This is a genomic window from Cupriavidus sp. L7L (assembly GCF_004353535.1).
Taxonomy (GTDB): domain Bacteria; phylum Pseudomonadota; class Gammaproteobacteria; order Burkholderiales; family Burkholderiaceae; genus Cupriavidus; species Cupriavidus oxalaticus_A.
Genome location: NZ_SMNY01000024.1, coordinates 331,663 through 357,239, shown reverse-complemented (window position 1 = coordinate 357,239; position 25,577 = coordinate 331,663). Strand labels below are relative to the sequence as shown.

General features: G+C 67.5%; 26 protein-coding genes. 23 read left to right on the top strand and 3 right to left on the bottom strand.

All coding sequences use genetic code 11. The features are described 5' to 3' along the window. Window positions 1-25: 25 nt before the first annotated feature. The 21 genes from E1J61_RS23810 to aceA all read left to right on the top strand — a co-directional run bounded on the left by E1J61_RS23810 (window position 26) and on the right by aceA (window position 21,405). A complete protein-coding gene (locus E1J61_RS23810) occupies window positions 26-565 on the top strand; it encodes a bacterioferritin (protein WP_133096441.1) in 540 nt (179 codons plus the stop codon). 436 nt (window positions 566-1,001) lie between these two features. Further along, entirely contained in the window at window positions 1,002-2,006 is a 1,005-nt protein-coding gene (locus E1J61_RS23805; RefSeq protein WP_133096440.1) for a sulfate ABC transporter substrate-binding protein, read from the top strand. 75 nt (window positions 2,007-2,081) lie between these two features. Next, the gene (ssuE, locus tag E1J61_RS23800) at window positions 2,082-2,735 is read left to right on the top strand and encodes an NADPH-dependent FMN reductase (protein WP_133096561.1); all 654 of its coding nucleotides are present in this window, start codon (window positions 2,082-2,084) and stop codon (window positions 2,733-2,735) included. Window positions 2,736-2,901: 166 nt separating this feature from the next. Then, the gene (locus tag E1J61_RS23795) at window positions 2,902-3,936 is read left to right on the top strand and encodes a sulfonate ABC transporter substrate-binding protein (protein ID WP_133096439.1); all 1,035 of its coding nucleotides are present in this window, start codon (window positions 2,902-2,904) and stop codon (window positions 3,934-3,936) included. A gap of 39 nt (window positions 3,937-3,975) precedes the next feature. Further along, window positions 3,976-5,139 carry an FMNH2-dependent alkanesulfonate monooxygenase gene (gene ssuD, locus E1J61_RS23790; RefSeq protein WP_133096438.1) on the top strand — a complete coding sequence of 388 codons (1,164 nt, stop codon included), beginning with the start codon at window positions 3,976-3,978 and terminating at the stop codon, window positions 5,137-5,139. An 11-nt stretch (window positions 5,140-5,150) separates the two neighbouring features. After that, window positions 5,151-5,954 carry an aliphatic sulfonate ABC transporter permease SsuC gene (gene ssuC, locus E1J61_RS23785; RefSeq protein WP_133096437.1) on the top strand — a complete coding sequence of 268 codons (804 nt, stop codon included), beginning with the start codon at window positions 5,151-5,153 and terminating at the stop codon, window positions 5,952-5,954. A 36-nt stretch (window positions 5,955-5,990) separates the two neighbouring features. Further along, on the top strand, window positions 5,991-6,935 hold the full coding sequence (locus tag E1J61_RS23780) for an ATP-binding cassette domain-containing protein (protein WP_133096436.1): 945 nt from the start codon (window positions 5,991-5,993) through the stop codon (window positions 6,933-6,935). 105 nt (window positions 6,936-7,040) lie between these two features. After that, window positions 7,041-7,904 (top strand): EAL domain-containing protein, encoded by an 864-nt coding sequence (locus E1J61_RS23775; protein WP_133096435.1) that lies wholly within the window; start codon window positions 7,041-7,043, stop codon window positions 7,902-7,904. Next, complete coding sequence (locus tag E1J61_RS23770) at window positions 7,901-8,587, top strand: alpha/beta hydrolase (RefSeq protein WP_133096434.1); 687 nt, start codon at window positions 7,901-7,903, stop codon at window positions 8,585-8,587. The genes E1J61_RS23775 and E1J61_RS23770 overlap by 4 nt, the downstream gene beginning before the upstream one ends. A gap of 137 nt (window positions 8,588-8,724) precedes the next feature. After that, window positions 8,725-9,678, top strand: coding sequence for a sulfate ABC transporter permease subunit CysT (gene cysT / locus E1J61_RS23765; protein ID WP_133096433.1), 954 nt, complete (start codon window positions 8,725-8,727; stop codon window positions 9,676-9,678). A 1-nt stretch (window position 9,679) separates the two neighbouring features. Next, window positions 9,680-10,627: a sulfate ABC transporter permease subunit CysW gene (gene cysW / locus E1J61_RS23760; RefSeq protein ID WP_133096432.1), complete on the top strand. Its 948-nt coding sequence runs from the start codon at window positions 9,680-9,682 to the stop codon at window positions 10,625-10,627. 11 nt (window positions 10,628-10,638) lie between these two features. After that, window positions 10,639-11,751, top strand: coding sequence for a sulfate/molybdate ABC transporter ATP-binding protein (locus E1J61_RS23755; RefSeq protein ID WP_133096431.1), 1,113 nt, complete (start codon window positions 10,639-10,641; stop codon window positions 11,749-11,751). Continuing rightward, entirely contained in the window at window positions 11,748-12,692 is a 945-nt protein-coding gene (locus tag E1J61_RS23750; protein WP_133096430.1) for a CysB family HTH-type transcriptional regulator, read from the top strand. The genes E1J61_RS23755 and E1J61_RS23750 overlap by 4 nt, the downstream gene beginning before the upstream one ends. Window positions 12,693-13,022: 330 nt before the next feature. Next, window positions 13,023-13,418, top strand: a complete 396-nt coding sequence (locus E1J61_RS23745; protein WP_133096429.1) for an Mpo1-like protein — start codon at window positions 13,023-13,025, stop codon at window positions 13,416-13,418. Window positions 13,419-13,427: 9 nt separating this feature from the next. Beyond that, window positions 13,428-14,588 carry a sensor histidine kinase gene (locus tag E1J61_RS23740; protein WP_133096428.1) on the top strand — a complete coding sequence of 387 codons (1,161 nt, stop codon included), beginning with the start codon at window positions 13,428-13,430 and terminating at the stop codon, window positions 14,586-14,588. 103 nt (window positions 14,589-14,691) lie between these two features. Continuing rightward, complete coding sequence (locus tag E1J61_RS23735) at window positions 14,692-15,525, top strand: LytTR family DNA-binding domain-containing protein (RefSeq protein WP_133096427.1); 834 nt, start codon at window positions 14,692-14,694, stop codon at window positions 15,523-15,525. A 138-nt stretch (window positions 15,526-15,663) separates the two neighbouring features. Next, the gene (locus E1J61_RS23730; protein ID WP_133096426.1) at window positions 15,664-16,914 is read left to right on the top strand and encodes an MFS transporter; all 1,251 of its coding nucleotides are present in this window, start codon (window positions 15,664-15,666) and stop codon (window positions 16,912-16,914) included. A gap of 79 nt (window positions 16,915-16,993) precedes the next feature. Next, on the top strand, window positions 16,994-18,742 hold the full coding sequence (locus tag E1J61_RS23725) for a thiamine pyrophosphate-binding protein (RefSeq protein WP_371704741.1): 1,749 nt from the start codon (window positions 16,994-16,996) through the stop codon (window positions 18,740-18,742). Between the two features lie 48 nt (window positions 18,743-18,790). After that, a complete protein-coding gene (gene rraA, locus E1J61_RS23720) occupies window positions 18,791-19,288 on the top strand; it encodes a ribonuclease E activity regulator RraA (protein WP_133096425.1) in 498 nt (165 codons plus the stop codon). A gap of 2 nt (window positions 19,289-19,290) precedes the next feature. Continuing rightward, window positions 19,291-19,707 (top strand): gamma-glutamylcyclotransferase, encoded by a 417-nt coding sequence (locus E1J61_RS23715; protein ID WP_133096424.1) that lies wholly within the window; start codon window positions 19,291-19,293, stop codon window positions 19,705-19,707. Window positions 19,708-20,109: 402 nt separating this feature from the next. Continuing rightward, window positions 20,110-21,405, top strand: coding sequence for an isocitrate lyase (gene aceA / locus E1J61_RS23710; protein ID WP_133096423.1), 1,296 nt, complete (start codon window positions 20,110-20,112; stop codon window positions 21,403-21,405). Window positions 21,406-21,519: 114 nt separating this feature from the next. Here the strand turns inward: aceA and E1J61_RS23705 are convergent, their stop codons facing one another. Beyond that, a complete protein-coding gene (locus tag E1J61_RS23705) occupies window positions 21,520-21,858 on the bottom strand; it encodes a penicillin-binding protein (protein WP_133096422.1) in 339 nt (112 codons plus the stop codon). Window positions 21,859-22,142: 284 nt separating this feature from the next. Between E1J61_RS23705 and E1J61_RS23700 the strand changes: the two genes are divergently transcribed. After that, window positions 22,143-22,904, top strand: coding sequence for a M48 family metalloprotease (locus tag E1J61_RS23700; RefSeq protein WP_133096421.1), 762 nt, complete (start codon window positions 22,143-22,145; stop codon window positions 22,902-22,904). Window positions 22,905-22,985: 81 nt separating this feature from the next. On the opposite strand, the gene E1J61_RS23695 is transcribed toward E1J61_RS23700, so the two are convergent. Together E1J61_RS23695 and E1J61_RS23690 are read right to left on the bottom strand one after the other, a co-directional pair. Further along, a complete protein-coding gene (locus tag E1J61_RS23695) occupies window positions 22,986-23,420 on the bottom strand; it encodes a universal stress protein (RefSeq protein ID WP_133096420.1) in 435 nt (144 codons plus the stop codon). Window positions 23,421-23,599: 179 nt separating this feature from the next. Next, window positions 23,600-24,550 (bottom strand): LysR family transcriptional regulator, encoded by a 951-nt coding sequence (locus E1J61_RS23690; protein ID WP_133096419.1) that lies wholly within the window; start codon window positions 24,548-24,550, stop codon window positions 23,600-23,602. Window positions 24,551-24,842: 292 nt separating this feature from the next. On the opposite strand from E1J61_RS23690, the gene E1J61_RS23685 reads away from it, so the two are divergent. Further along, on the top strand, window positions 24,843-25,544 hold the full coding sequence (locus E1J61_RS23685; protein ID WP_133096418.1) for a haloacid dehalogenase type II: 702 nt from the start codon (window positions 24,843-24,845) through the stop codon (window positions 25,542-25,544). Window positions 25,545-25,577 lie beyond the last annotated feature (33 nt).

Sequence of the window (25,577 nt, the reverse complement as noted above, 5' to 3'; positions counted from 1 at the left end):
AGCCTGTCCCCACAGGAGCCAATCCATGACCGACAAGCCTTTCCTCACCGACGTCAAGACCCTGCGCGCGCGGGCCCGCCAGCATATCGAAGAGGGTGCGGTGACCTCCGGTTACACCGCCGACCGCGAGGCCGTGCTGAAGCTGCTCAACGACGCGCTGGCGACAGAGATCGTCTGCGTGCTGCGCTATCGCCGCCACTATTTCATGGCCCAGGGCCCGAACTCGAAGAGCGTCGCCGAAGAATTCCTGGCCCACTCGAATGAAGAGCAGGGCCATGCCGACCAGATCGCCGAGCGCATCGTCCAGCTGGGCGGCGAGCCCGACTTCGCGCCGGACGGCCTGACCAGCCGCTCGCACGCCGAGTATGTCCCGGGCAACAGCCTGACCGAGATGATCAAGGAAGATTTGGTGGCCGAGCGCATCGCCATCGACAGCTATCGCGAGATCATCACGTTCCTGGGCGAGCGTGACCCGACGTCGCGCCGCATGATGGAAGAGATCCTGGCGGTGGAAGAGGAGCACGCCGACGAAATGGCGGACCTGCTGGCGCGCCACGGCGGCTGAAGCCTGCATGGCGAATTTCTGCGGGTTGTCCCGGACTTGACCGCGATCAAATCGGACTCCGCGGCGAGCCGATACCATTTACTTGTCATGGAGATGCGGGGGCGCTCTTCATGACTTGTCTACCCGTTTCCGGAATGGAAACTTCGCCCGCACCGGTTTGCCGGTGCGGGCGTTTTCTTTTGGGTGTGCCGATTGCGCAACCTCGCGCCACCTCACGCCACCTCACGCGCACCTCGCGTCCCGTCGTCCCCATATGACGGCATGCCGATATTTCCGTCCGATCTTATGCAAAAAACAGTAAAGGATCGGCGAAACCATTCGTTCCGTTCAGATAGCCCCGTCGGTAGTCTTGCTCCTGACACAAGCCCGCCCCCGGCGGCGGGCACAGCAACCAGAGGCGCCTGGCGCCCATTCACGACAGACGGGAGCAACACGAATGATCCGCAAACTGGCCATCGGCCTGGCAGTCCTGGGCGCCCTGGGCGCGGCGCAGACCGCTTCGGCGACCAACCTGCTCAATGTTTCCTACGACCCGACCCGCGAACTGTATGTCGACGTCAACGCGGCCTTCGCCAAGGCCTGGAAGGCCCAGGGCGGCGATGCCGTGACCGTGCGCCAGTCGCATGGCGGATCCGGCAAGCAGGCCCGTTCGGTGATCGACGGGCTGGATGCTGACGTGGTGACGCTGGCGCTGGGCTACGACGTCGACGCCATCGCCGAGAAGGGACTGATCAAGCCGGACTGGCAAAAGCGCCTGCCGCACAACGCCGCGCCGTACACCTCGACCATTGTGTTCCTGGTGCGCAAGGGCAACCCGAAGGGCATCAAGGACTGGGGCGACCTGGTCAAGCCCGGCGTGCAGGTGATCACGCCGAACCCGAAGACCTCGGGCGGCGCACGCTGGAACTACCTGGCCGCGTGGGGCTATGCGCTGCGCCAGCCTGGCGGCAATGAGACCAAGGCGCGCGAGTTCGTCGGCGAACTGCTCAAGCATGTGCCGGTGCTGGACTCTGGCGCGCGCGGCGCCACCACCACCTTCGTCGAGCGCGGCCTGGGCGACGTGCTGCTGGCCTGGGAGAACGAAGCCATCCTGGCCATCAAGGAGCTGGGTCCGGACAAGTTCGAGATCGTCGCGCCGTCGATCTCGATCCTGGCCGAGCCGCCGGTGGCCGTGGTCGACAAGGTGGTCGACAAGAAGGGCACGCGCAAGGCCGCCGAGGCCTACCTGCAGTTCCTGTACACCGACGAAGGCCAGGAGATCGCCGCGAAGAACTACTACCGCCCGATCTCGCAGAAGGTGGCGGCCAAGTACGCGGCCAACTTCCCCAAGGTCAAGCTGTTCACCATCGATGAGGTGTTCGGCGGCTGGCAGAAGGCCCAGAAGACCCACTTCGCCGACGGCGGCTCGTTCGACCAGGTTTATCAACCCGGCAAGAAATAATCCATGAGGCTGGCGGGCCGGGGCCGCGTGGGGCGGCCCGGCACCGAGCCGGCCCACCAGAAGAAGGAAGCCCCGATGTCCATCCTGACGCTCTCCGGCAGCCCGTCAGTCCAGTCCCGCTCCGGCCTTGTGCTGGCGCACCTGCGCACCGCGCTGGAAGCTGCCGGCGAACGCACCCGCCACCTGGACCTGCGCGACCTGCCGGCGGGCCCGCTGCTGGCGGCGCGCGTGGACGACGACGCCATTGCCGCCGCCACCCGCGCGGTGGCCGAGGCCCAGGTGGTGGCGCTGGCCACGCCGGTCTACAAGGCCGCCTACAGCGGCCTGCTCAAGGCCTTCCTGGACCTGCTGCCGCAAACCGGCCTGCGCGACAAGATCGTGCTGCCGATCGCCACCGGCGGCAGCCTCGCCCATGCGCTGGCGATCGACTACGCGCTGCGCCCGGTGCTGTCCGCGCTGGGCTCGCGCCAGATCCTGCCCGGCATCTTTGCCGTGGACCAGCAGATCGACACCTCCGCCTCCTCCGCCTCCTCCGATGGCGGCGGCGTGCGCCAGGCGCGCTTCGACGCCGCGCTGTCCGCCCGCCTCGACGAAGGCCTGCTGCGCGTGCGCGACGCACTGGCGCACGCCCGCATCGAGGTCCCGCTCGACGCGCTCGACGTTGTGCCCGGCGCCTTCGTGCAGCGCGCCGCCGCTGCCGCCGTGGTGGCGGAGCGATGTACCGCCTGATCTGAATTCCTGATGCATTGGCGCCGGCCAGTCCGGCGCCGCGGCAGCAACGCCGCCAGCCATGCCACCGGCAACCCGGGCGGGCAGGGCGGGATGCTGCCCGCGTTTGCACGCAGTCCGACTTCAGAACATTCGCCGGCGCCCTGGCCGGCCACGGAGAAATCGCATGACCACCACCATCAAGCCGGCCGGCTCGCTGCGCCGCCGCCTGTTCATTGCCGCGCTGGTCGCCGCCACCGGCCTGGCCTACGGGCTGCTGCCCGGCCGCGCCGAAGCGCAGTCGAAGATCGATGCCAAGGTGCTGCGCATCGGCTACCAGAAGTACGGCACGCTGACGCTGCTGAAGGCGCGCGGCACGCTGGAAAAGCGGCTGGCGCCGCAAGGCATCACCGTCAAATGGACCGAATTCCCGGCCGGCCCGCAACTGCTGGAAGGCCTCAATGTCGGCGCGGTCGACTTCGGCACCGTGGGCGAAGCCCCGCCGATCTTCGCGCAGGCCGCCGGCGCGCAGCTGGTCTATGTCGGCAACGAGCCGCCGGCGCCGACCGCCGAGGCCATCGTCGTGCCGAAGTCGTCGACGCTGCGCTCGGTGGCCGATTTGCGCGGCAAGCGTGTGGTCTTCAACAAGGGCTCGAACGTGCATTACCTGCTGGTGCGCCAGCTGGAAAAGGCTGGCCTGCAGTACAGCGATATCCAGCCGGTCTACCTGCCGCCCGCCGATGCGCGCGCTGCCTTCGAGCGCGGCTCGGTCGATGCCTGGGTGATCTGGGACCCGTTCCTCGCCGCCGCCGAAAAGCAGCTCGGCGCGCGCGTACTGGCCGATGGCCGTGGCGCCGACGGCAAGAACGTGGTCAGCAACCACCAGTTCTACCTGGCGTCGCGTCCCTACGCACAGGCCAAGCCCGAAATCGTGCGCCTGATCCTCGATGAACTCGCCACGCTGGGCACCTGGGCCGAAAAGAACCCGAAGGACGCGACCGCCGTGCTGACCGGCGAAGTCGGCCTGCCTGCCGACGTGCTGGAACTGGCGGTGTCGCGCTTCTCTTACGGCGCGCGCCCGGTCAGCGCCGACGTGCTGGCCGAGCAGCAGCGCATCGCCGATGCGTTTCACGCGCTCAGGCTGATTCCCAAGCCGGTCAAGGTGGCCGACGCGCGCTGGGAGGAGGCGCAACAGAGGCCGCAACAGCAAGCACAGCGCTGATGCATCGCGACGGCATCGCATAACAACAAGGAACACGACATGCACGTATTCTGGTTTATCCCCACCCACGGCGACAGCCGCTACCTCGGCACCTCCGAAGGCGCGCGCGAAGTCAGCTTCGACTACATGAAGCAGGTCGCCGTGGCCGCCGATACGCTCGGCTACGAAGGGGTGCTGATTCCCACCGGGCGTTCCTGCGAAGACCCGTGGGTGGCAGCATCGGCGCTGTCGGCCGTGACGCAGCGCCTGAAATTCCTGGTCGCGGTGCGGCCGGGCCTGATGGCGCCGACGCTTGCCGCGCGCATGGCAGCGACGTTCGACCGGCTTTCCAACGGCCGGCTGCTGATCAACCTCGTCACCGGCGGTGATACCGCCGAGCTGGAAGGCGATGGCCTGTTCCTCGACCACAGCGAGCGCTACGAGGCCTCGGCCGAATTCCTGCGGATCTGGCGCGACGTACTGACGGCCAGCCATGACAGTGGCCAGGTCGACTACCAGGGCAAGCACCTGAGCGTGAAGGGCGCGCGCGTCCTCTATCCGCCGCTGCAGCGGCCGCATCCGCCGGTGTACTTTGGCGGCTCGTCGGCGCCGGCGCATGCGCTGGCGGGCGAGCAGGTCGATACCTACCTGACCTGGGGCGAACCGCCGGCCGACGTGGCGCAGAAGCTGGAAGACGTGCGCCGGCATGCGGCGAAGCATGGACGCACCGTCAGGTTCGGCATCCGCCTGCACGTGATCGTGCGCGAGACCGATGCCGCCGCGTGGGCCGCCGCCGATGACCTGATCAGCCGCCTCGACGACGAGACCGTGGCGCGCGCGCAGGCGGTGTTCGCCAGGATGGATTCGGAAGGGCAGCGCCGCATGGCCGCGCTGCATGCGGGAGGTGCGCGCCGCACGCGCGAGGCGCTGGAAATCAGCCCCAACCTGTGGGCCGGCGTCGGCCTGGTGCGCGGCGGCGCCGGCACCGCGCTGGTGGGGGATCCGCACGCCGTCGCCGAGCGCATGCGCGAGTACGCGGAGCTGGGCATCGACACTTTCGTGCTGTCCGGCTACCCGCACCTGGAAGAGGCCTACCGCTTTGCCGAACTCGTGTTCCCGCTGCTGCCGCGTTCGGTGCGCGAGAAGTTGCCAGGCAAGGTGCTGTCGGGCCCGTTCGGCGAAGTCATGGCGACCGGCATCGTGCCGCGCGCCGCGCAGAGCTGAAGGAGGGCGGCATGAGCGCTCCGCATCTTCCGCCGCCGCGCCGGCATCCCGCCGCGCTGGCGCGCGCCGTGGCACCGTGGATCGTGCCGATGCTGCTGATCGTGGTGTGGCAGGCGGCCTCGCAGAACGGCTGGCTGTCGAACCGCGTGCTGCCGGCCCCGCTGGCCGTGCTGCACGCTGCCTGGGACCTGGCCCGTTCGGGCGAGTTGTGGAAACACGTAGGTGTCAGCACCTGGCGCGCGCTGGCCGGGTTTGCCATCGGCGGCGGGCTTGGCCTGCTGCTCGGTCTGCTGACGGGCACGTTCCGCAGCGCGGCCACGCTGCTCGACAGCACGCTGCAGATGGTGCGCAACATCCCGCCGCTGGCGCTGATCCCGCTGGTGATCCTGTGGTTCGGCATCGACGAATCCGCCAAGCTGTTCCTGGTGTCGCTGGGCGTGTTCTTCCCGGTGTATCTGAACACCTACCACGGCATCCGCTCGGTCGACACCGGCCTGGTGGAGATGGCGCGCAGCTACGGGCTGTCGGGCTGGCAGCTGTACCGTGAAGTGATCCTCCCAGGCGCGTTGCCCGGGATCCTGGTGGGCGTGCGTTTTTCGCTCGGGCTGATGTGGGTGATCCTGATCGTCGCGGAAACCATCTCCGCGCAGTCCGGCATCGGCTACATGACCATGAACGCGCGCGAGTTCCTGCAGACCGACGTGGTGCTGGTGGGCATCCTGCTCTACGCGCTGCTGGGCAAGCTGGCCGACCTGCTGTCGCGCGGGCTGGAGCGCTACTGGCTGCGCTGGCACCCGGGTTACGCAGCCGCCTGAACCACGCAACGCCGCACGTTCGGCAAGGAGATCGACATGCAGATGTATCCGGTGGAACAGGCCGCGCTGGCCGAACTTGAAGCGGGCCTCGCGCGCCGCGAGGAGGTCAGGCACGAGGCAGCGGCGCCGCGCCGCCGCCATGGTGGCGTCGCGCTGCGCTTGCGCCAGGTGGTCAAGCGCTATGACGACCGCGAGGTGCTGCACGATGTGGCGCTCGACGTGGCGCCGGGCGAGTTCGTCGCCATCGTCGGGCGCAGCGGCTGCGGCAAGAGCACGCTGCTGCGGCTGGTGGCGGGGCTGGAAGGCGCCGATGGCGGCAGCATCGCCATCGACGGTGACACGCAGGAGCAGGGCAAGGGCAGCCGCAAGCGCGGCGCCGACGTGCGCGTGATGTTCCAGGATGCGCGCCTGCTGCCGTGGAAGCGCGTGCTGGACAACGTGGCGCTGGGCCTGCCGCGCGCGCGGCGCGGCGAGGCGGCCGAGGTGCTGGCGCAGGTGGGCCTGGCCGAGCGCGCGCAGGCGTGGCCTGCACGGCTGTCCGGCGGGCAACGGCAGCGCGTGGCACTGGCGCGCGCGCTGGTGCATCACCCGCAGTTGCTGCTGCTCGATGAGCCGCTGGGCGCGCTGGATGCGCTGACGCGCATCGAAATGCAGGGATTGATCGAAAGCCTGTGGCGGCGGCTTGGCTTCACGGCGCTGCTGGTGACGCATGACGTCTCCGAGGCCGTGGCGCTGGCCGACCGCATCGTGCTGATCGAGGATGGCCACATCGCGATGGACGAGCGCGTGGCGCTGGCGCGGCCGCGCGAGCGCAGCGCCGCCGGCTTCGCGCAACTGGAAGCCGCGGTGCTGCAGCGGGTGATGCGGCAAGCGCCAGCGGCCTCTTCGCCCCTCGATGCGGGCACGAAGCGCCGTGCGCAGCGCATCGACATCGGTGCGCACATCGACAGCTCGGAATCTTCATTCGCTGCCGCCCGCTGAACTCCTATCATGAGCAGGCAGGGCGTGCGCTGCGGCAGCACGCCGTTGCCATCAACAACCCGACCATGGGACCCGACGCGGTCCGGTCAACCGAAGGAAATCGCCATGCCAGGCGTGCATGAACCCGCCAGCGCAGCCAATCCGCTGCAACGCTATCTGGAATCGCTGCCGCGCCAGCCGCTGGCCGACCGGCAACTGTGGCGCGACGCGCGCGGGCAGGTGCAGGGACAGTTCTTCAATTGCTCGCTGACCAGCGCCTTCGAGCCGCTGGTGACCCTGGCCGACCGCGAGGTGGTCGCGCACGAAGGCTCGATCCATACCTACGCCGACGATGGCGTGGGCCTGGCCGCGTGGAAGTTGTTCGCAATGGCTGCCGACGACACCACGCTGGTGTCGCTGGACCGCCTGTCGCGGCTGCTGCACGCGATCAACTACTTTGCCGCCGACGGCGCGCACAAGCTGGTGCTGAACGTGCACAACCGGCTGCTCGCGGCAGTTGCCGACGACCATGGCGCCGCGTTCCGGCGCGCGTTGCAGTCGCTGGGGTTGCCGCTGGAGCGCTTCGTGATCCAGGTGCCGGCCAGCGCCAACGACGACCTGCCGCTGCTGCTGCACGTGGTCGGCAATTACCGCCGCAACGGCTTCGCGGTCAGCCTGCAGGCGTCGGACCCGGCCGAGGCGGGCGCGCTGATGGCGCATGCGTTGCCGGACTGGCTCAAGCTTGATATGCGCCGCACCTGGACCGACCGCCAGCTGTCGGGGCTGCGCGCCAGCGCCGCCAATGCCGGCGTCACGCTGATCGGGCGGCGGCTGCAGGACGCCGAAAGCGTGGAGCGGCTGCAGGCCGCCGGCATCGACCTGGGGCAGGGCGCTTTCGCCGGCGCGCTGGTCAGCACGGCCGGACTGCGGGCGCAGGGCGCAGGAGCGGCATCGGCAGCGGCACACCAACTTAGCAAGGAGCCGGTATGACGCAAGCGATCGGGCCATCGGCAGGGCCATCATCGGCGGCGCACGGTACGCGCCTGGAAATCCCGCGGCACCTGCAGGTGCTGACCGTGCCGGGCCTGCATGGCAGCGGCCCGGGGCACTGGCAAAGCCGCTGGGAGCAGCGCTTCCCGGACTGGCAGCGCGTCGAGCAGCATGACTGGTCGCGCCCGAGCCTGCCGCTGTGGGCCGAGCGCGTCTCGGAAGGCGTGATGCGGGCGCAGCGCGTGGCCTCGCGCGGGGCGCTGCTGGTGGCGCACAGCTTTGGCTGCCTGGCGGCCCTGCGGCAGGCGTCGCTGGACCCGGCCGGTATCGCCGGCGCGCTGCTGGTGGCGCCGGCCGATCCCGACAAGTTCGGCGTCGCCAGCCTGCTGCCGACCTACCGCCTGCCGTTCCCCACCATCATGGTCGCCAGCCGCAACGATCCCTGGATGCCGCAGCGCACCGCCTTCAGCTGGGGCACGCTGTGGGGCAGCGAACTGGTCGATGCCGGCAACCTGGGGCATATCAATTCCGATTCCGGCCTGGGCGACTGGGACGAGGGCCTGGCGTTGCTGGGTACGCTGGTGCAACGTATCGCTGACGCATGTGATGCCGGAGCCATTGAAGTGACGCCTGCGCCATGGGAAGCCGGCGTGGAAGTGGCGCCGGGCGCTCCATATATCTAAACCGTCTAAGAAAATTCAGAAAGATTCGTTCTGTTTATAAGAGCGGATCTGCAGAATCTGTCTCGTAAGCCGGCGCAATATGCGCCGGGGTCATAAAGAACCGGCGCCACAAGCCGGCCACCACAGACGAGACCGACATGCCACCATCCCTATCCCTGGCGGATGCCCCCACGCCGGGCGCCCCCGATGCGCCGGCGTCGCGTGCGCCCCGCCGCCCCGCCAAGCAGCGCTTCACGGTGCTTCCCGGCTTTGGCCTGTCGCTGGGCTTCACGCTGTTTTACCTGACGCTGATCGTCCTGATTCCGTTGTCGGCCACGTTCCTGAAGACGTTCACGATGACGTGGGACGCGTTCTGGGCGTCGATCACGGCGCCGCGCGTGGTGGCATCGCTGCAACTGAGCTTCGGCGCATCGCTGGTGGCGGCCATTGTCAATACGGTGTTCGGGCTGATTGTCGCCTGGGTGCTGGTGCGCTACCGCTTTTTCGGCAAGCGCCTGATCGATGCGCTGGTCGACCTGCCGTTTGCGCTGCCGACCGCGGTGGCCGGCATCGCGCTGACCGCGCTGTTTGCCGGCAACGGCTGGATCGGCCGCTACCTGGAGCCGCTCGGCATCAAGGTCGCGTTCACGCCGCTGGGCGTGGTGGTGGCGCTGACGTTTATCGGCCTGCCGTTCGTGGTGCGCACGGTGCAGCCGGTGCTGGAAGACGTGGAGCAGGAACTGGAAGAGGCCGCCGCCAGCCTGGGAGCCAACCGGCTGCAGACCTTCCGGCGCGTGATCCTGCCGGCGATCCTGCCGGCGCTGCTGACCGGGTTCGCGCTGTCCTTCGCGCGCGCCACCGGCGAGTACGGCTCGGTGGTTTTTATCTCCGGCAACATGCCGATGGTGTCCGAGATCGCGCCGCTGATGATCTATTCCAAGCTGGAGCAATACGACTACGCCGGCGCCACCGCGGTGGCCGTGGTGATGCTGGTGATCTCGTTCGGACTGCTGCTGTTGATCAACCTGCTGCAGGCCTGGACGCGCCGCCACCAGTCGGGTGCGCGCGCTGCGCTGGCACCGGAAGCGCCCGCGACGGGCAAGGAGTTCTGACATGGCGGGCGCAGTTTCGGGACGCCTGGGCGCGCAGCGCCAGGCCAAGGCCCACCACGCATTCGATGCCACCGGCGAGGCGCCATGGGTGCGCTACACGCTGATCACGGTGGCGGTGCTGTTCCTCACGCTGTTCCTGTTCGTGCCGCTGGCTTCGGTGTTCTACGAAGCGCTGCGCAAGGGCGTGCAGACCTACCTTGAAGCGCTGGTCGAACCCGATGCCGTGGCCGCGATCCAGCTCACGCTGACGGTGGCGGCGATCGCGGTGCCGCTGAACGTGGTGTTCGGCGTGGCGGCGGCATGGGCCATCGCCAAGTTCGAGTTCCGCGGCAAGAACCTGCTGATCACGCTGATCGACCTGCCGTTCTCGGTGTCGCCGGTGATCTCCGGGCTGGTCTACGTGCTGCTGTTCGGCGCGCAGGGCTGGTTCGGCCCGTGGCTGGAAGCGCACGACATCAAGATCATGTTCGCGGTGCCCGGCATCGTGCTGGCGACGATCTTCGTGACGTTCCCCTTCGTGGCGCGCGAACTGATCCCGCTGATGCAGGCGCAGGGCAGCGAAGAGGAAGAGGCCGCGATCGTGCTGGGCGCCTCGGGCTGGCAGACCTTCCGCCATATCACGCTGCCCAATATCCGCTGGGGCCTGCTGTACGGCGTGATCCTTTGCAATGCGCGCGCGATGGGCGAGTTCGGCGCGGTATCGGTGGTGTCGGGCCATATCCGCGGGCTGACCAACACCATGCCCCTGCACGTAGAGATCCTCTACAACGAATACAACTTCGCGGCGGCCTTCGCGGTGGCCTCGCTGCTGACGCTGCTGGCGCTGGTCACCCTCGGCATCAAGACGCTGGTGGAATGGCGCGCGCGCAAAGAGACGGAAGAGGCCGTGATCGAGCGGCCGATTGGTACAGCTGGTACAGCAGGAACCCCCCTGCAGGCATCCGTGTAAGGAACGGCATCATGAGCATCCAGGTCAAGAACGTAGAGAAGCGCTTTGGCGATTTCGTCGCGCTGGACAATGTCTCGCTCGATTTCGACGAAGGCGAGCTGACCGCGCTGCTGGGGCCGTCTGGTTGCGGCAAGACCACGCTGCTGCGCATCATCGCCGGCCTGGAGCGCGCCGACGCGGGCAAGATCGTGCTGTCCGGGCGGGACGCCTCGGACCAGCATGTGCGCCAGCGCCAGGTGGGCTTCGTATTCCAGCACTACGCGCTGTTCAAGCACATGAGCGTGTTCGAGAACGTGGCCTTCGGCCTGCGCGTGAAGCCGCGCGCCGAGCGCCCGAGCGAAGCGCAGATCCGCGAGAAGGTGCATTCGCTGCTCGACCTGGTGCAGCTGGACTGGCTGGCCGACCGCTACCCGTCGCAGCTGTCGGGTGGCCAGCGCCAGCGCATCGCGCTGGCGCGCGCGCTGGCGGTGGAGCCGCGCGTGCTGCTGCTCGACGAACCGTTCGGTGCGCTCGACGCCAAGGTGCGCAAGGAGCTGCGCCGCTGGCTGCGCCGCCTGCACGATGAACTGCATGTGACCAGCGTGTTCGTCACGCACGACCAGGAAGAAGCGCTCGAAGTGGCCGACCAGGTGGTGCTGATGAACCGCGGCCACGTCGAGCAGTATGGCTCGCCCGAGGCGGTCTACAACCATCCGGCCACGCCGTTCGTGTTCGGCTTCCTCGGCAATGTGAACCTGTTCCACGGCCGGCTGGAAGTGGGCGAGAGCGGCGGCCTGCTGCATACCGGCGAAGCGGTGCTGCCGGTGGTCGGCAGCGGGCACGAGACCGCAGGTGATGCGGTGGCGTATGTGCGTCCGCACGACCTGGACCTGGAGCGCTATTCGCCCGGCGCCGACGGCATTGCCGTGACGCTGCGCCGCGCGCTGACGCTCGGCCCGGTGGCCCAGCTCGAACTCGAGCGTGAAGACAACCAGGACGTGATCGAGGTGGCGCTGCCGCTCGAGCGCTTCCGCCACGCGGGCTTCCGCGAGGGCGAGCTGCTCGCCGTGCGGCCGCGCCAGCTGCGCGTCTTTACGCAGGCCAATGGCACTGCCCCGATCAAAAAACAAGAGGCCGCACGATGAACTTCCAGCAACTCCGATCGATCCGCGAGGCGGTGCGCCGCCAGTTCAACCTGACCGAGGTCGCCAACGCGCTCTACACCTCGCAGCCCGGCGTGTCGCGCCAGATCCGCGAACTGGAAGAAGAGCTGGGCGTGGAGATCTTCGAGCGCTACGGCAAGCGCCTGACCGGGCTGACCGAGCCAGGCCGCGAGATCGTGCGCATCGTCGAGCGCCTGCTGCTTGAGGCCGAGAACCTGCGCCAGGCCGGCGACGAGTTCGCCGGCCGCCATACCGGGCGCCTGACCGTGGCCACCACCCACACGCAGGCGCGCTACGCGCTGCCGCGCGTGGTGCAGGCGTTCCGCCGCGAGTATCCGCACGTGACCCTCGCGCTGCAGGAAGCGTCGCCCACGCATATCGTTGAGCTGCTGCTGACGGGGCAGGCCGATATCGGCATCGCCACCGAAGCGCTGGCGACCGAAGCTGGGCTGACCTCGTTCGAGGCTTACAGCTGGCAGCACGTGCTGGTGGTTTCGCCCGACCATCCCCTGACGCGCCTGCCCGAGCCGACGCTCGAGGACGTGGCCGGTTTCCAGCTCATCACTTACGACGCCGGCTTTACCGGCCGCCGCAAGATCGACAGCGCCTTCGCCGAAGCCGGGCTGCAGCCGGAGATCGTGCTGACCGCGCTCGACGCCGACGTGATCAAGACCTATGCCGAGCTGGAGCTGGGCGTGGGCATCATCGCGTCGATGGCGTACGACGAGCGCAAGGATTCTGGCCTGGTGCGCATCAAGGCCGACCACCTGTTCGCGCCCAACACCACCAGCGTGGCCGTGCGCCGTGGTTCCTACCTGCGCGGCTATGCGCACGCCTTCATCAATATGTTCGCGCCGCACCTGTCGCGCGACACCGTCAGCAGCGCGCTGTCGGAGCAGGAGCGGCAGGCGCTGGCGGCCTGAGCGCCGCCCCTTTCGGCATGGTGCCGGGCCTGGCGCCTGGCCTGGGCCTGCGCCGTATGGCGCCGGCATCACCTTGCCGCCTTCCGCGCGCGCCGTCCACCCGCGCACAGTGCCGTTCGCGCCCCGTTTCCACCGTTCGTCGCAACAGGCTTTCTTCGCGGCCGGGTGAAGGGTAAAGTCCCTGCACGTGCCACGCATTGCCTTCCGCATCCCGGATTGAACTTGCGCGGCGCTTTCCCGCAGTGCAACAGATATTGCGCGCGGCTGCCCCTCCGCCCCTCGCCGGGCAAGGAAGGTGGGCAGGAAACAGGGCAAGGGAGAGAGACGATCATGCGCGAAGAACCGCTGCTGCGCTGGCAGTGGCGCGGCTATGGCCGCAACCACCAGCATCCCCGCAACCTGCTGCTGCATATCGTGGCCGTGCCGATGTTCATGGCGGGCACGGTGCTGGGCGCCTATGGCATTCTGCTGCTGAGCCTGCCCGCGGTGGCGCTGGGGCTGGTGTGCATGGGCATGTCGCTGGCGCTGCAAGGGCGCGGGCACCGGCTCGAGGCCAACGCGCCGGAGCCGTTTGCCGGACCGGCGGACATCGCCGGACGCATCTTCGCCGAGCAATGGATCACCTTCCCGCGCTATGTGCTGTCAGGGCAGTGGTGGCGTGCGCTGACCGGTGAGTGTGGCACGCGCGTCACCTCGGGGGATTGCGCCGAGACCAGCCAACGCTAACATACCGCCATGAACCGCTGCATCTCCACCGTCGCCACCGCGCCCCCGTCGCGGCTTACCATCCTCGGGCGCGACCTGCTGTTCGTGCTGTGCATGAACACGGTCATCGCCGTCAGCCTCAACTACGGCTTCCAGACCGGCGGCACGCTCTGGCACAACTTTGTCTACAGCCAGCTGATCGGCCTGTCGATCTGGCTGCTGATCGATATCCCCCGCGTCGGCATCTGGTGGAACGACCGGCCGCGGCGCTGGCCTTTCCTGCTGCTGGCCGCCGCCGCGGTGCCGACCGGCGTGGTGATCGGCGGCTGGGCCACGCGCGTGGCGCTGGACCTGCCGCCCAAGTCGGTGGCCGAAACCGGCGACATGCTGCGCATGTGCCTGGTGGTGGGCATGCTGGCATCGGCGTCGATGATCTATTTTTACTGGTCGCGCGAGAAGCTCGCCTACCTGGAGCGCCAGGCCGCGCTCGACGCGCTGCAGCGCGAGGAAGCCGAGAAGCAACTGGTGCGCGCGCAGCTGATGGCGCTGCAGGCGCAGATCGAGCCGCACTTCCTGTTCAACTCGCTGGCCAACCTCGACGGCCTGATCGCCACCGACCCGCCCGCCGCGCGCCAGCTGCTGCAGCGCCTGATCGGATTCCTGCGCATGTCGCTGGCCCACACCCGCGCCGAGCAATGCACGCTGCGGCAGGAGTTCGAGCTGCTGCGCAGCTACCTGGATATCCAGGGCATGCGCTTCGGCCAGCGGCTGTCGTATGACATCGACCTGCCGCGCGAGCTGGCCAAGGTCGAAATTCCGCCGATGCTGATCCAGCCGCTGGTGGAAAACGCGGTGACGCACGGTATCGAGCCTTGCATGATCGGCGGGCATATCCGCCTGTCGGCGCGCGCCGCCGGCGACGATGCGGTGCAGGTCATCATTGCCGATACCGGCGTGGGCTTCGGCCAGGCCTCGGGCAAGGGCTCGGGGCTGGGCATCACCCATGTGCGCGAGCGGCTGGCACGGATCTTCGGGGCCGCCGCCAGCATGCAGATGGAAGAAAACACGCCGCGCGGCGTGGTGGTGCGGCTGACGCTGCCGCTGGTGCGCCCGGTCGAGGCGCCGACCCTGACGCAGACGGTCACGCTGCCGGAGAGCATGGCGGTGTCGCCGGCGATCCAGCGGACCTGAACGCGCTGCTGGCGATCGCCGGTGCGAAGACAACGAGGGGCGCTGCGTAGGGCGGCGCCCCCAGCATCGCCCAGATTTTTTCACTGCCCCCAACCTCGCCCCCATGACTCCGACCCTTCTGATCGCCGACGACGAAGCGCTGCTCGCGCGCGTGCTGGAATCCGAACTGAAGTCGCTGTGGCCCGAGGCCCGTATCGTCTCGGTCGTGCACGACGGCATGGCCGCGCTGGCCGCCGCGCGCGAGCACCAGCCGCGCGTGGTGTTCCTGGACATCCGCATGCCGGGCATGAGCGGCATGGACGTGGCGCGCGAGCTGATCGAGTTTGATATCCCGCCGCTGGTGGTCTTTGTCACCGCCTATGACCAGTTTGCACTGGAGGCCTTCGAGCGCGCCGCGGTCGACTATGTGCTCAAGCCGGTGCAGCGCGAGCGGTTGGAGGCGACCGTGTGCCGCCTCAAGGAACGCCTGCAGGCGATGTCGGACACGGAGGACGACGCAGACGAGGAGACGGATGAGGGCGCCGCCATGCTCGACACCGACCGCCTGGGGCAACTGCTGGCGCGGCTCGAATCCCTGGAGCGCGCCACGCCCGGCGGCGCGTCGCAGCGCCAGTACCTGCGCTTTATCAAGGCGCTGGTCGGTCAGGAGGTCCGCATCATCCCGGTCGACGAGGTGATCTACCTGGAGGCAACCGACAAGTACGTCAACGTGGTCTCCAGCGCCGGCGAGGCGCTGATCCGCACCAGCCTGCGCGAACTGACCCAGCAACTGGATCCGGAGCGTTTCTGGCAGGTCCACCGCGGCACGGTGGTCAACATCGACTGCGTGGCCAGCGCGGTCAACCAGTCGCTGGGGCGGCTGTCGCTGCGGCTGCGCGACCGGCCCGAGCTGCTGCCGGTGGCGCGCCAGTACGCGCACCTGTTCAAGCAGATGTAAGGATCGCAGCAAGCGGCGGTACCGCCACCCGGCTGCAGCGTGGCGCGGTTTTCCTCTATGATGCGGGCTTCGGCCCGCATTTTTTGCTGGCTCGCCGCATCTCCTCCGCAGCCCGCAACCGCACCTTCCGCCCGCGCCATGTCCACCGCCGCCATCGATCCCGCCCGCAATCCGCTTCGCCATGACGCCCAGGTGATCGGGCTGGTCGGGCTGGCGCATGGGGTCTCGCATTTCTATCATTTGCTGCTGGCGCCGCTGTTCCCGTGGATCAAGGCCGAGTTCGGCCTGAGCTATGCGGAGCTCGGCCTGCTGATGACGGTGTTCTTCGCCGTGTCGGCGGTAGTGCAGACCGCCTCGGGTTTCGTGGTGGACCGCTTCGGCGCGCGTCCGGTGCTGTTTGCCGGGCTGGCCTTCCTGGGCAGTGCGGCGCTGCTGCTATCGGCCAGCAACGGCTATGCCGCGCTGCTGGCCGGCGCGGCGGTGGCGGGGCTGGGCAACGGCGTGTTCCACCCGGCTGATTTCACGCTGCTGAACAAGCACGTATCGCAGCCGCGGCTGGGCCATGCGTTCTCGGTCCACGGCATTTCCGGCAACCTGGGCTGGGCGGCGGCGCCGCTGTTCCTGGTCACCATCGCCAACCTGGCCAGCTGGCGCGTGGCGCTGGCGGCGGCTTCGGTCGTGGCCTTCGCGGTGCTGGCCGTGCTGGTGGTGCTGCGCCATGTGCTGGATCCGCGCGAGGTGCGCGACTCCGTGGGCCGTCCCGCCGCCAGGGCCGCCGGCGGCAGCCTGCTGGGCTTCCTGCGGCTGCCGCAGGTATGGGTGTGCTGGGCGTTCTTTCTGCTGACCACGTTCTCCGCCGCGGGCATCCAGAGCTTTGCGCCGACCGCGCTGACCTACCTGTACGGCATGCCGTTCACGCTGGCCACGGCTTCATACACCATTTACATGCTGTGCAGCGCCGGCGGCATGGTGGTCGGCGGCTTTGCCGCCAGCCGCACCAGCAACCATGACCGGCTCATCGCCCTCAGCTTTACCGTCTCCGGCCTGTTCGCCATCCTGGTCGGGTTGAACCTGTTCCCCGCGCTGCTGGTGCCGGTGCTGATGGGGGTGATCGGGTTTGGCGCCGGCATCGCCGGTCCGTCGCGCGACCTGCTGGTGCGTGCCGCCGCGCCCGCCGGCGCCACCGGCCGTGTCTATGGCGTGGTCTATTCCGGCCTCGACATCGGGCTGGCCTGCGGGCCGCTGTTCTTTGGCGCGCTGATGGATGCGCGGCTGCCGGCCTGGGTGTTCTTCATGATCGGCGGCTTCCAGCTGATCTCGATCTTTACCGCGGTGACGGTGGGCAACGGCAACCGCTCGCGCCGCGGCGCCGCGGCGCCGGCAGCCTGAACCGGGCCGGCGCCGCCGGCCGCCATTGCCTGCCCTCTGCGCGTCTCGCCTTGTTCCAGCCTGCCTCGAGGATGTTTCCATGACTTTCACGCCGGGCCATTCGAACCCTGACACTCCCCATTCGCACGAAGCCGGCGAGGTGCCGATGCTGGGCGGCCATATCCTGGTCGACGCGCTGCTGGCGCATGGCGCCGAGCTGGCCTTCGGCGTGCCGGGTGAAAGCTACCTGGCGGTGCTCGACGGCTTCCATCGCCGCCGCGACCAGCTGCGCTTTATCGTCTGCCGGCAGGAAGGCGGCGCCGCGGTCATGGCCGAGGCCTACGGCAAGCTGACTGGCCGTCCCGGGCTGGCTTTCTGCACGCGCGGTCCTGGCGCCACCAATGCCAGCATCGGCGTGCATACCGCGTTCCAGGATTCGACGCCGATGATCCTGTTCATCGGACAGGTCGGTACCGATTTCATGGATCGCGAAGCCTTCCAGGAAATCGACTACCGCCGCATGTACGGCGAGATGGCCAAGTGGGTGGCGCAGATCGACCGGGTCGAGCGCATCCCCGAATACATCGCGCGCGCCTACCAGACCGCCACCTCGGGCCGGCCCGGCCCGGTGGTGCTGGCGCTGCCGGAGGACATGCTGGCGCAGACGGCCGTGGTGCCGCAGCTGCGCGGCTACGAGCGCGTGCTGAGCTGGCCGGGCGATCCCGGGATGGCGCGCCTCCAGCAAATGCTTGAAGCCGCCGAGCGGCCCTTTGTGCTGGCCGGCGGCAGCGGCTGGACGCCGCAGGCCTGCGCCGACCTGCAGGCCTTCGCCGAACGCTTCGCGCTGCCGGTTGGCTGCGCCTTCCGCGGGCAGGACCTGTTCGACAACCGCCATCCCAACTATGCCGGCGATGTCGGCATCGGCATCAACCCGGCGCTGGCCGAGCGCATCCGGCAATCGGACCTGGTGCTGGCCATCGGCCAGCGCCTGGGCGAGATGACCACCGGCGGCTACGCGCTGATCGCCGCGCCGCGGCCCGCGCAAACGCTGGTGCACGTGCACGCCGGTGCCGAGGAACTGGGCAGCGTCTACCAGGCCGACCTGATGATCCACGCCTCGATGCCGGCCATCGCCGCGCGCCTGGCCGCGCTGGAGCCCGCCGCGGCGCCGCGCTGGCAGCCCTGGACCGAAGCGGCCCATGCCGATTACGAGCGCTACCTGCAGCCGCCTGCGTATGCGGGGCAGGGCGTCGACATGGCCGAGGTCATCCGCACGCTCGACCAGATGCTGCCGGACGATGCGGTGGTCACCAACGGAGCCGGCAACTACGCTGGCTGGCTGCACCGCTACTTCCGTTATCGCCCGTTCCGTAACGGCGGCCGCGGCCAGCTGGCGCCGACCAGCGGCGCGATGGGCTATGGCGTGCCCGCTGCGGTCGGCGCCAAGATTGCCTTCCCGCGGCGCACCGTAGTGGCGCTGGCCGGCGACGGCTGCTTCCTGATGAATGGCCAGGAACTTGCTACCGCCATGCAGTACCAGGCGCCGGTGGTGTTTATCGTCGTCAATAACGGCATGTACGGCACCATCCGGATGCACCAGGAACGCGAATACCCGACCCATGTATCGGGCACCGAATTGCACAACCCGGACTTTGCCGCGCTGGCGCGCGCCTATGGTGCGCGCGGCGAGACCGTGACCTCCACCGAGGCCTTCGCCCCGGCGCTGCGCGCCGCGCTGGACGCGCCGGTGTCGACGCTGATCGAGATCCGCGTCGATCCGGACGTGATCACGCCGCGCACCACGCTCAGCGCGATCCGCGCGCAGGCGCTGGCCGGCGGGCAGCACTGAACCCGGCGCGGCCGCAGCGGATCCTTACCATCCATCAGGAGACCATTGATGAAGCCTGTCACCACCGACCTGTGTGACGCCCATGAAGACCGCCTCGCGGCCGGCACCCTGCGCGTGATGGCGCCGGTGTTCCGCGCCTGGGGCAAGCAGGGTGCCTTTGCCGGCCCGGCCGCGACGCTGAAGGTGTTCGAAGACAATGCACTCGTGCGCACCGTGCTGGAAGCGCCCGGCCAGGGCCGGGTCCTGGTGGTCGACGGCGGCGGCTCGCTGCGCTGCGCGCTGGTCGGCGGCAATCTCGGCCTGCTGGCCGAGAAGAATGGCTGGGCCGGCATCGTCGTCAATGGCTGCGTGCGCGACAGCGCCGAGCTGGATGTGTGCGACATCGGCATCCGCGCGCTCGCGGCGCATCCGCAGAAGAGCCAGAAGCGCAACGCCGGCGAAAGCGAAGTCACGGTGCAGATGCCCGGCGCGGTCGTGCGTCCGGGCAACTGGATCTATGTCGACGCCGACGGCGTGCTGGTCTCGGACGACAAGCTGGAGAGCTGAGCATGCCGCGCGTCTTCGTCTACGGCACGCTGCGCGCCGGCGAGGTCAACGACCTGAATGCGGCCGCGCGGCGGCACGGCATTGCCGCGCCCACGCTGCTGGGCACGGCGACGGTGTCAGGCCGGCTCTATGACTTCGGCACCTATCCCGGGCTGGTGCTGGATGCGGCGGCCGGGCCGGTTGTCGGGGATATCTACGACATTGCCGATGCACTGCTGCCGGTCCTGGACGAGATCGAAGAGGTGTACCCGGGTCAGGCTACGCTGTTCGTGCGCGAGGAATGCGCGGTGCAGCAGGATGGCAAGCCCGTTGCCTGCCTGCTGTATCCGGTGGCGGAAGCCGCCGTGGCCGCGTTGCCGCATATTGGCAGCGGCGACTGGGTGGCCTACCGCCGCGCGCGCGATCCTGCCAGCCCCTGAAAGCGGTCAGGCAAAGTCATCCGGTCAACGGCGCCCTTGTGGCGCCGTTTCCTTTTGGCTCGCTTGCGACCAATCACGCGCATGCATGCCATTCCTGCGATTTTTCACGATGTGGAAAGCTGTTGCGGTCCGCAAAAATACATGGTTTGCGGAGCACAACTCCATTTCTCATGATGGAAGATTATGTCCCGCATCGTGAAATAAATTTCATAAGCATATGAATTTATTGAAGAAAAAAACTAAGCGGCAACTTCAGTTCAGGGTTGTTGCAACGCGGGAGCATTCCCTACACTCTTATATAAGACACATGACCTGAGACGCAAAAAACGCCCCCACAGGCGGCGCCCCAAGGCAGGTGATCAAGAGATTCTCAGCCATCCAGGCATCTTCAGGAGAGTGACCATGAACCGCCAAGAACAGATCCAGGCACTGCAAAAAGACTGGGATACCAATCCCCGCTGGAAAGGTATCAAGCGCAACTTCACCGCTGAAGACGTTGTGCGCCTGCGTGGTTCGGTCCAGATCGAGCATACCCTGGCCCGCCGTGGTTCCGAGAAGCTGTGGAACCTGCTGCACACCGAGCCTTTCGTCAACTCGCTGGGCGCGCTGACCGGCAACCAGGCCATGCAGCAAGTGAAGGCCGGCCTGAAGGCCATCTACCTGTCGGGCTGGCAGGTTGCCGGCGACGCCAACCTGGCCGGCGAAATGTACCCCGACCAGTCGCTGTACCCGGCCAACTCGGTGCCGCAGGTGGTCAAGCGCATCAACAACACCTTCCAGCGCGCCGACCAGATCCAGTGGAGCGAAGGCAAGGGCGACACCGACTTCTTCGCCCCGATCGTGGCTGACGCCGAAGCCGGCTTTGGCGGCGTGCTTAACGCGTTCGAACTGATGAAGGCCATGATCGAAGCGGGCGCCGCCGGCGTTCACTTCGAAGACCAGCTGGCTTCGGTCAAGAAGTGCGGCCACATGGGTGGCAAGGTGCTGGTGCCGACCCGCGAAGCCGTCGCCAAGCTGACCGCCGCGCGCCTGGCTGCCGACGTCTCGGGCGTGCCGACCCTGGTGATCGCTCGTACCGACGCAGAAGCCGCCGACCTGCTGACCTCCGACGTCGACGACAACGACAAGCCGTTCTGCACCGGCGAGCGCACCGTGGAAGGCTTCTACCGCGTCCGCAACGGCCTGGAGCAGTCGATCTCGCGCGCGCTGGCGTACGCTGAAGTGGCCGACCTGGTGTGGTGCGAAACCGGCAAGCCGGACCTCGAGTTCGCCAAGAAGTTTGCCGAAGCCGTGCACGCCAGGTTCCCGGGCAAGATGCTGGCGTACAACTGCTCGCCGTCGTTCAACTGGAAGAAGAACCTGGACGACGCCACCATCGCCAAGTTCCAGAAGGAACTGGGTGCGATGGGCTACAAGTTCCAGTTCATCACGCTGGCCGGCTTCCACTCGCTGAACTACTCGATGTTCAACCTGGCCTACGGCTACGCCCGCAACCAGATGAGCGCATTCGTGGAACTGCAGGAAGCCGAGTTCAAGGCGGCCGAGAAGGGCTTCACCGCGGTCAAGCACCAGCGCGAAGTCGGCACCGGCTACTTCGATGCCGTGACCCAGACCATCGAAGGCGGCCAGTCGTCGACTACCGCGCTGAAGGGTTCGACCGAAGACGAGCAGTTCTTCGAAGACAAGAAAGTGGCCTGACTCTCCTGGTCACTCCGCCGGCTAGTGGGTCCGGCGGATCGGGGGGGCGTGCGATCATCACGTCCTCCTTTTTAGGCGACGCGCCGTTCTCTCTCAGGGACGGCGCGCTTTTTTTTAACGCCCCATGCGGTGATCGTAGCTGCTAGAAATGCGCGCCATCAGCGCTGGATCGTTTTCGCCCATGCTGTCGAATGTCACCCGCACGTGGCCGTCTGGCAGCTGGTCCACACCCGCCATCACCGTTCGGCTTTCCAGGCTGCCGACCACCACGCCCCTGACCGGATCCGCGAGACTGATCGCCAGCCCCTGGTCATGCATTGCCCCCGCTGCCGCGGTGAAGGTGCGATCGAAGCTGGCCGGCGTCATCACCGTAAAAGAGCCTCTGTCATCGGAGGTCGAGGCACATGCCGAAAGCGCCAGGATGCCGACGCAGGCTATGAGTGAAAGTCGCATGATCACACCTTCCGTCTGCCCCCCGACCGAAAATGTACGCGTTGCGACTTGGTGCGAATTTCCACTCGCTGATCGCCCTCCCACAAGCTTAGGTGACATTGGCGAAGATTCCATCCGAGGTCGGTCGATGCGCCGCGGAGTGCCGGGGCGGCAATCAGTGCCAAATGCAATAAATTGTTATATCTGACGATTTATTGCATTTGGGTGATGCCGTCAGCAAGTGGATGCCATAAAGTGCCCGGGCCTTTGTCGGCACATTCTGAGCCTCCACCAAGAACAACATCATGAAAGCATCATTCTCTCTCGCTACCTTCGCCGTCGCGGCCGCACTGCTGGCCGGCTGTTCCGGCGGCATGCCCACCAACATCGACGGCATGGTGTCCGCCGGCTCCTCGCTGGCCAAGGCCGCGACGCTGAGCGACGCGGACGTCAAGAGCCTGTCCGACCAGGCCTGCGCCGAATCGGACAAGACCAACAGGATCGCCGGCGCCAATACCACCTACGGCAAGCGCCTGGCCAAGATCATGAGCGGCCTGAACGGCAGCAACGTGCCCAACGTCAACGCCAAGGTGTACATGACCAAGGACGTCAACGCCTGGGCCATGGCCAACGGCTGCGTGCGCGTCTACAGCGGCCTGATGGACATGATGACCGACGATGAAGTGCGGGGCGTGCTGGGCCACGAGCTGGGCCATGTCGCGCTGGGCCACACCAAAAAGGCCATGCAGGTCGCCTACACGGCAACCGCCGCGCGTGGCGCGGCCGCGTCGGCCGGCAACGGCGCGGTGGCCGCGCTGTCGTCGTCGCAACTGGGCGAACTGGGCGAGAAGCTGGTCAACGCGCAGTTCTCGCAGTCGCAGGAAAGCGCGGCGGATGACTACTCGTTCGACCTGCTGACCAAAAACAAGGCCAACACGCGCGGACTGGTGACGGCGTTCCAGAAGCTGGCCAGGCTCGATGGCGGCAAGTCGAGCATGTTCTCGTCGCACCCGGGTTCGGATGACCGCGCCAGGCATATGGAGGAGCGGATCCGCAAGGCTTCGTAAGCTACCGGCCGCACCCATGACAACGCCCGCACCGGGGAGCCCGGTGCGGGCGTTGTGCCTTCTGCCGAAGCAGGCCGGGGGTCACCGATACACGATCACCGGGATGTCGGTATGCGTCAGCACCTTCTGCGTTTCGCTGCCGAGCAGCAGGCCGGACAGCCCGCGCCGGCCATGCGACGCCATGAAGATCACGTCGCAGCCATGGCGCTCGGCCGCGTCAATGATGCCGAGGTAGGGCACCGCGAAAGTCGACATGTCGGCGTCGAAGACGACGCCGGCCGCGCTCGCCAGGTTCTCGACTTCCTTCAGGTAGAGCTTGGCCTGGTTCTCGATGCGGTCCTTGAAGGCCTGCGGCGCCTCGACCACGATTTCGCTGAACGGGGTGTAGGGATACTCCTCCAGGCAGACATAGGCCGTGACGCGCGCGCCGATGGCCTTGGCGAGTTCCAGCCCGCCGTTGATGGCTTTCTTGGAGAGTTCCGAGCCGTCGGTGGGTAGCAGGATGTGTTGGAACATGCGGGGCTCCTTTTCTGACTAGGGATAGGGAAGGGGGCAGGGCGGCCGCCCGGCGCCGGGGGGCGATGCCGGGGCAGTGAAAGCGCCTGTCTGAATCCATTGTAGTCAGGGTGCCGAGTACGGCATTGTGCAAAATCAATTGCAACAAAAGCGCCTCAGCCTGAGCCTTGCGCTGCCGGTCAGCCTGCCAGCGCCGCTGCCGCCGGCATGGATGCCGCCTGCTCCGCCCGTCGCCAGTAAGCCGGGTTGCCGTAGGTGTTCTTCAGGTGATCGATAAACAGCCGCACCCGCAGCGGCAGGTGCTTGCGCTGCGGGAACACCGCATGGATGCCGATCGGCGGCGCCTGGAACTCGTCCAGCACCGTGACCAGCCGGCCGCTGGCGATCTCGTTGCCGACTTCCCACCACGACCGCCACGCCAGGCCGTTGCCCTGCAGGCACCACTCGTGCAGCACCGCGCCGTCGGTGCATTCCATGGTGCCGCCCACCTTGACTGTCACCGAGCGCCCGTCTTCGGTGAAGACCCAGCCGCGCTGCACGTTGGCGCTGGCGCCGAAGGCCAGGCAGTTGTGCCGCTGCAGTTCGTCCGGCGTGCCGGGCCGGCCGGCGCGGGCCAGGTAGTCGGGCGAGGCCACCACCACGCGCCGGGTCTCGGCCAGCCGGATTGAAACGAGGCTGGAGTCGGGCAGGTCGCCCAGCCGGATCGCGCAGTCGAAGCCTTCATTGACCAGGTCGACCACGCGGTCGGACAGGTCCAGCGTGATCGATACGTCAGGGTGCGATTCAATGAACAGCGGCACCAGCGGCGCCACGTGCTTGCGGCCATAGCCGGCCGGCGCTGTCACGCGCAGGTGGCCGCTGGCCTTGACGCCGCCGGCCGAAACGCTGGCCTCGGCGTTGTGCAGGTCGTTCAGGATGCGCTGGCAGTCCTCCAGGAAGGCCGAGCCTTCGAAGGTCAGGCTGATCTTGCGCGTGGTACGTACCAGCAACTTGACGCCCAGCCGCTCTTCCAGCGCATCGATGCGGCGCCCGATGATGGCCGGCGCTACGCCTTCCGCCGCTGCTGCCGCCGACAGGCTGCCGCGCGAGGCGACGGATACAAAAGTCTCCAGCTGTTTGAAATGGTCCACAAATGTTCGCCGAGTAGTGCCCGAGTAATACGCACTCGCGCGCTTTGTGCCGGCCCGGTCACGCCCAATGCGTTGCAGGGTGCTGCCGGCGGCCAATGCGCAAGGATTTAGTGCGGAGTATCGTTTTAGTCAGCCAAGATTAGTGGCCGAAAAGTAAAAGATCAAGTGACCCGGGGCACCTTTGCCGCAGTGCAGCGTCTCCCTACAATGCGATGCATTCATCGGTGTACAGGGCCACGCAGTTGTGGTCCGGCACCGACACACTTTGCAGAGTCAGGTTGCCAGCGCCCACATGAACAAGATCCGCGCAGTCGTCTTCGATGCCTACGGCACGCTGTTCGACGTGTATTCCGTCACCGCGCGCGCGGAACAGCTGTTCCCGGGCCGCGGCGAGGCGCTGGCGCTGCTGTGGCGCGACCGCCAGATCGACTACACCCGCATCCGCACCATGGCCGGGCACGACGGCGCGCACTACAAGCCGTTCTGGGCCATCACCGTGGACGCGCTGCGCTATGCCGCCGAGCGCCTGGGTCTGGCGCTGGATGAAGCGACGGAAGCCCAGCTGCTCAAGGAATACGCCTGCCTGTCGGCCTTCCCGGAAAACCTGGGCGCGCTCAAGCGGCTGCGCAAGGCGGGGCTGCCGCTGGGCATCCTGTCCAACGGCAATGCCGAGATGCTCGACATCTCGGTCAAGAGCGCCGGCATGCATGGCCTGTTCGACCACGTGCTGTCGGTCGATGCGGTGCGCCAGTACAAGACCGCGCCCGCCGCCTATGCACTGGGGCCGCTGGCCTTCGGGCTGGACGCGCAGGAGATGCTGTTCGTCTCGTCCAACGGCTGGGACGCCTGCGGCGCCACCTGGTTTGGCTACACCACCTTCTGGATCAACCGTGCCGGCCACCCGGCAGAGCGGCTCGACGTAGCCCCCTCCGGCACCGGGCACGACATGAACGACCTGCTCGAATTCGTCCGCGCCCATGGCGTGGCGGCATAGCAGGGCGCCCAACAACCAAAGCTATCGCTATCG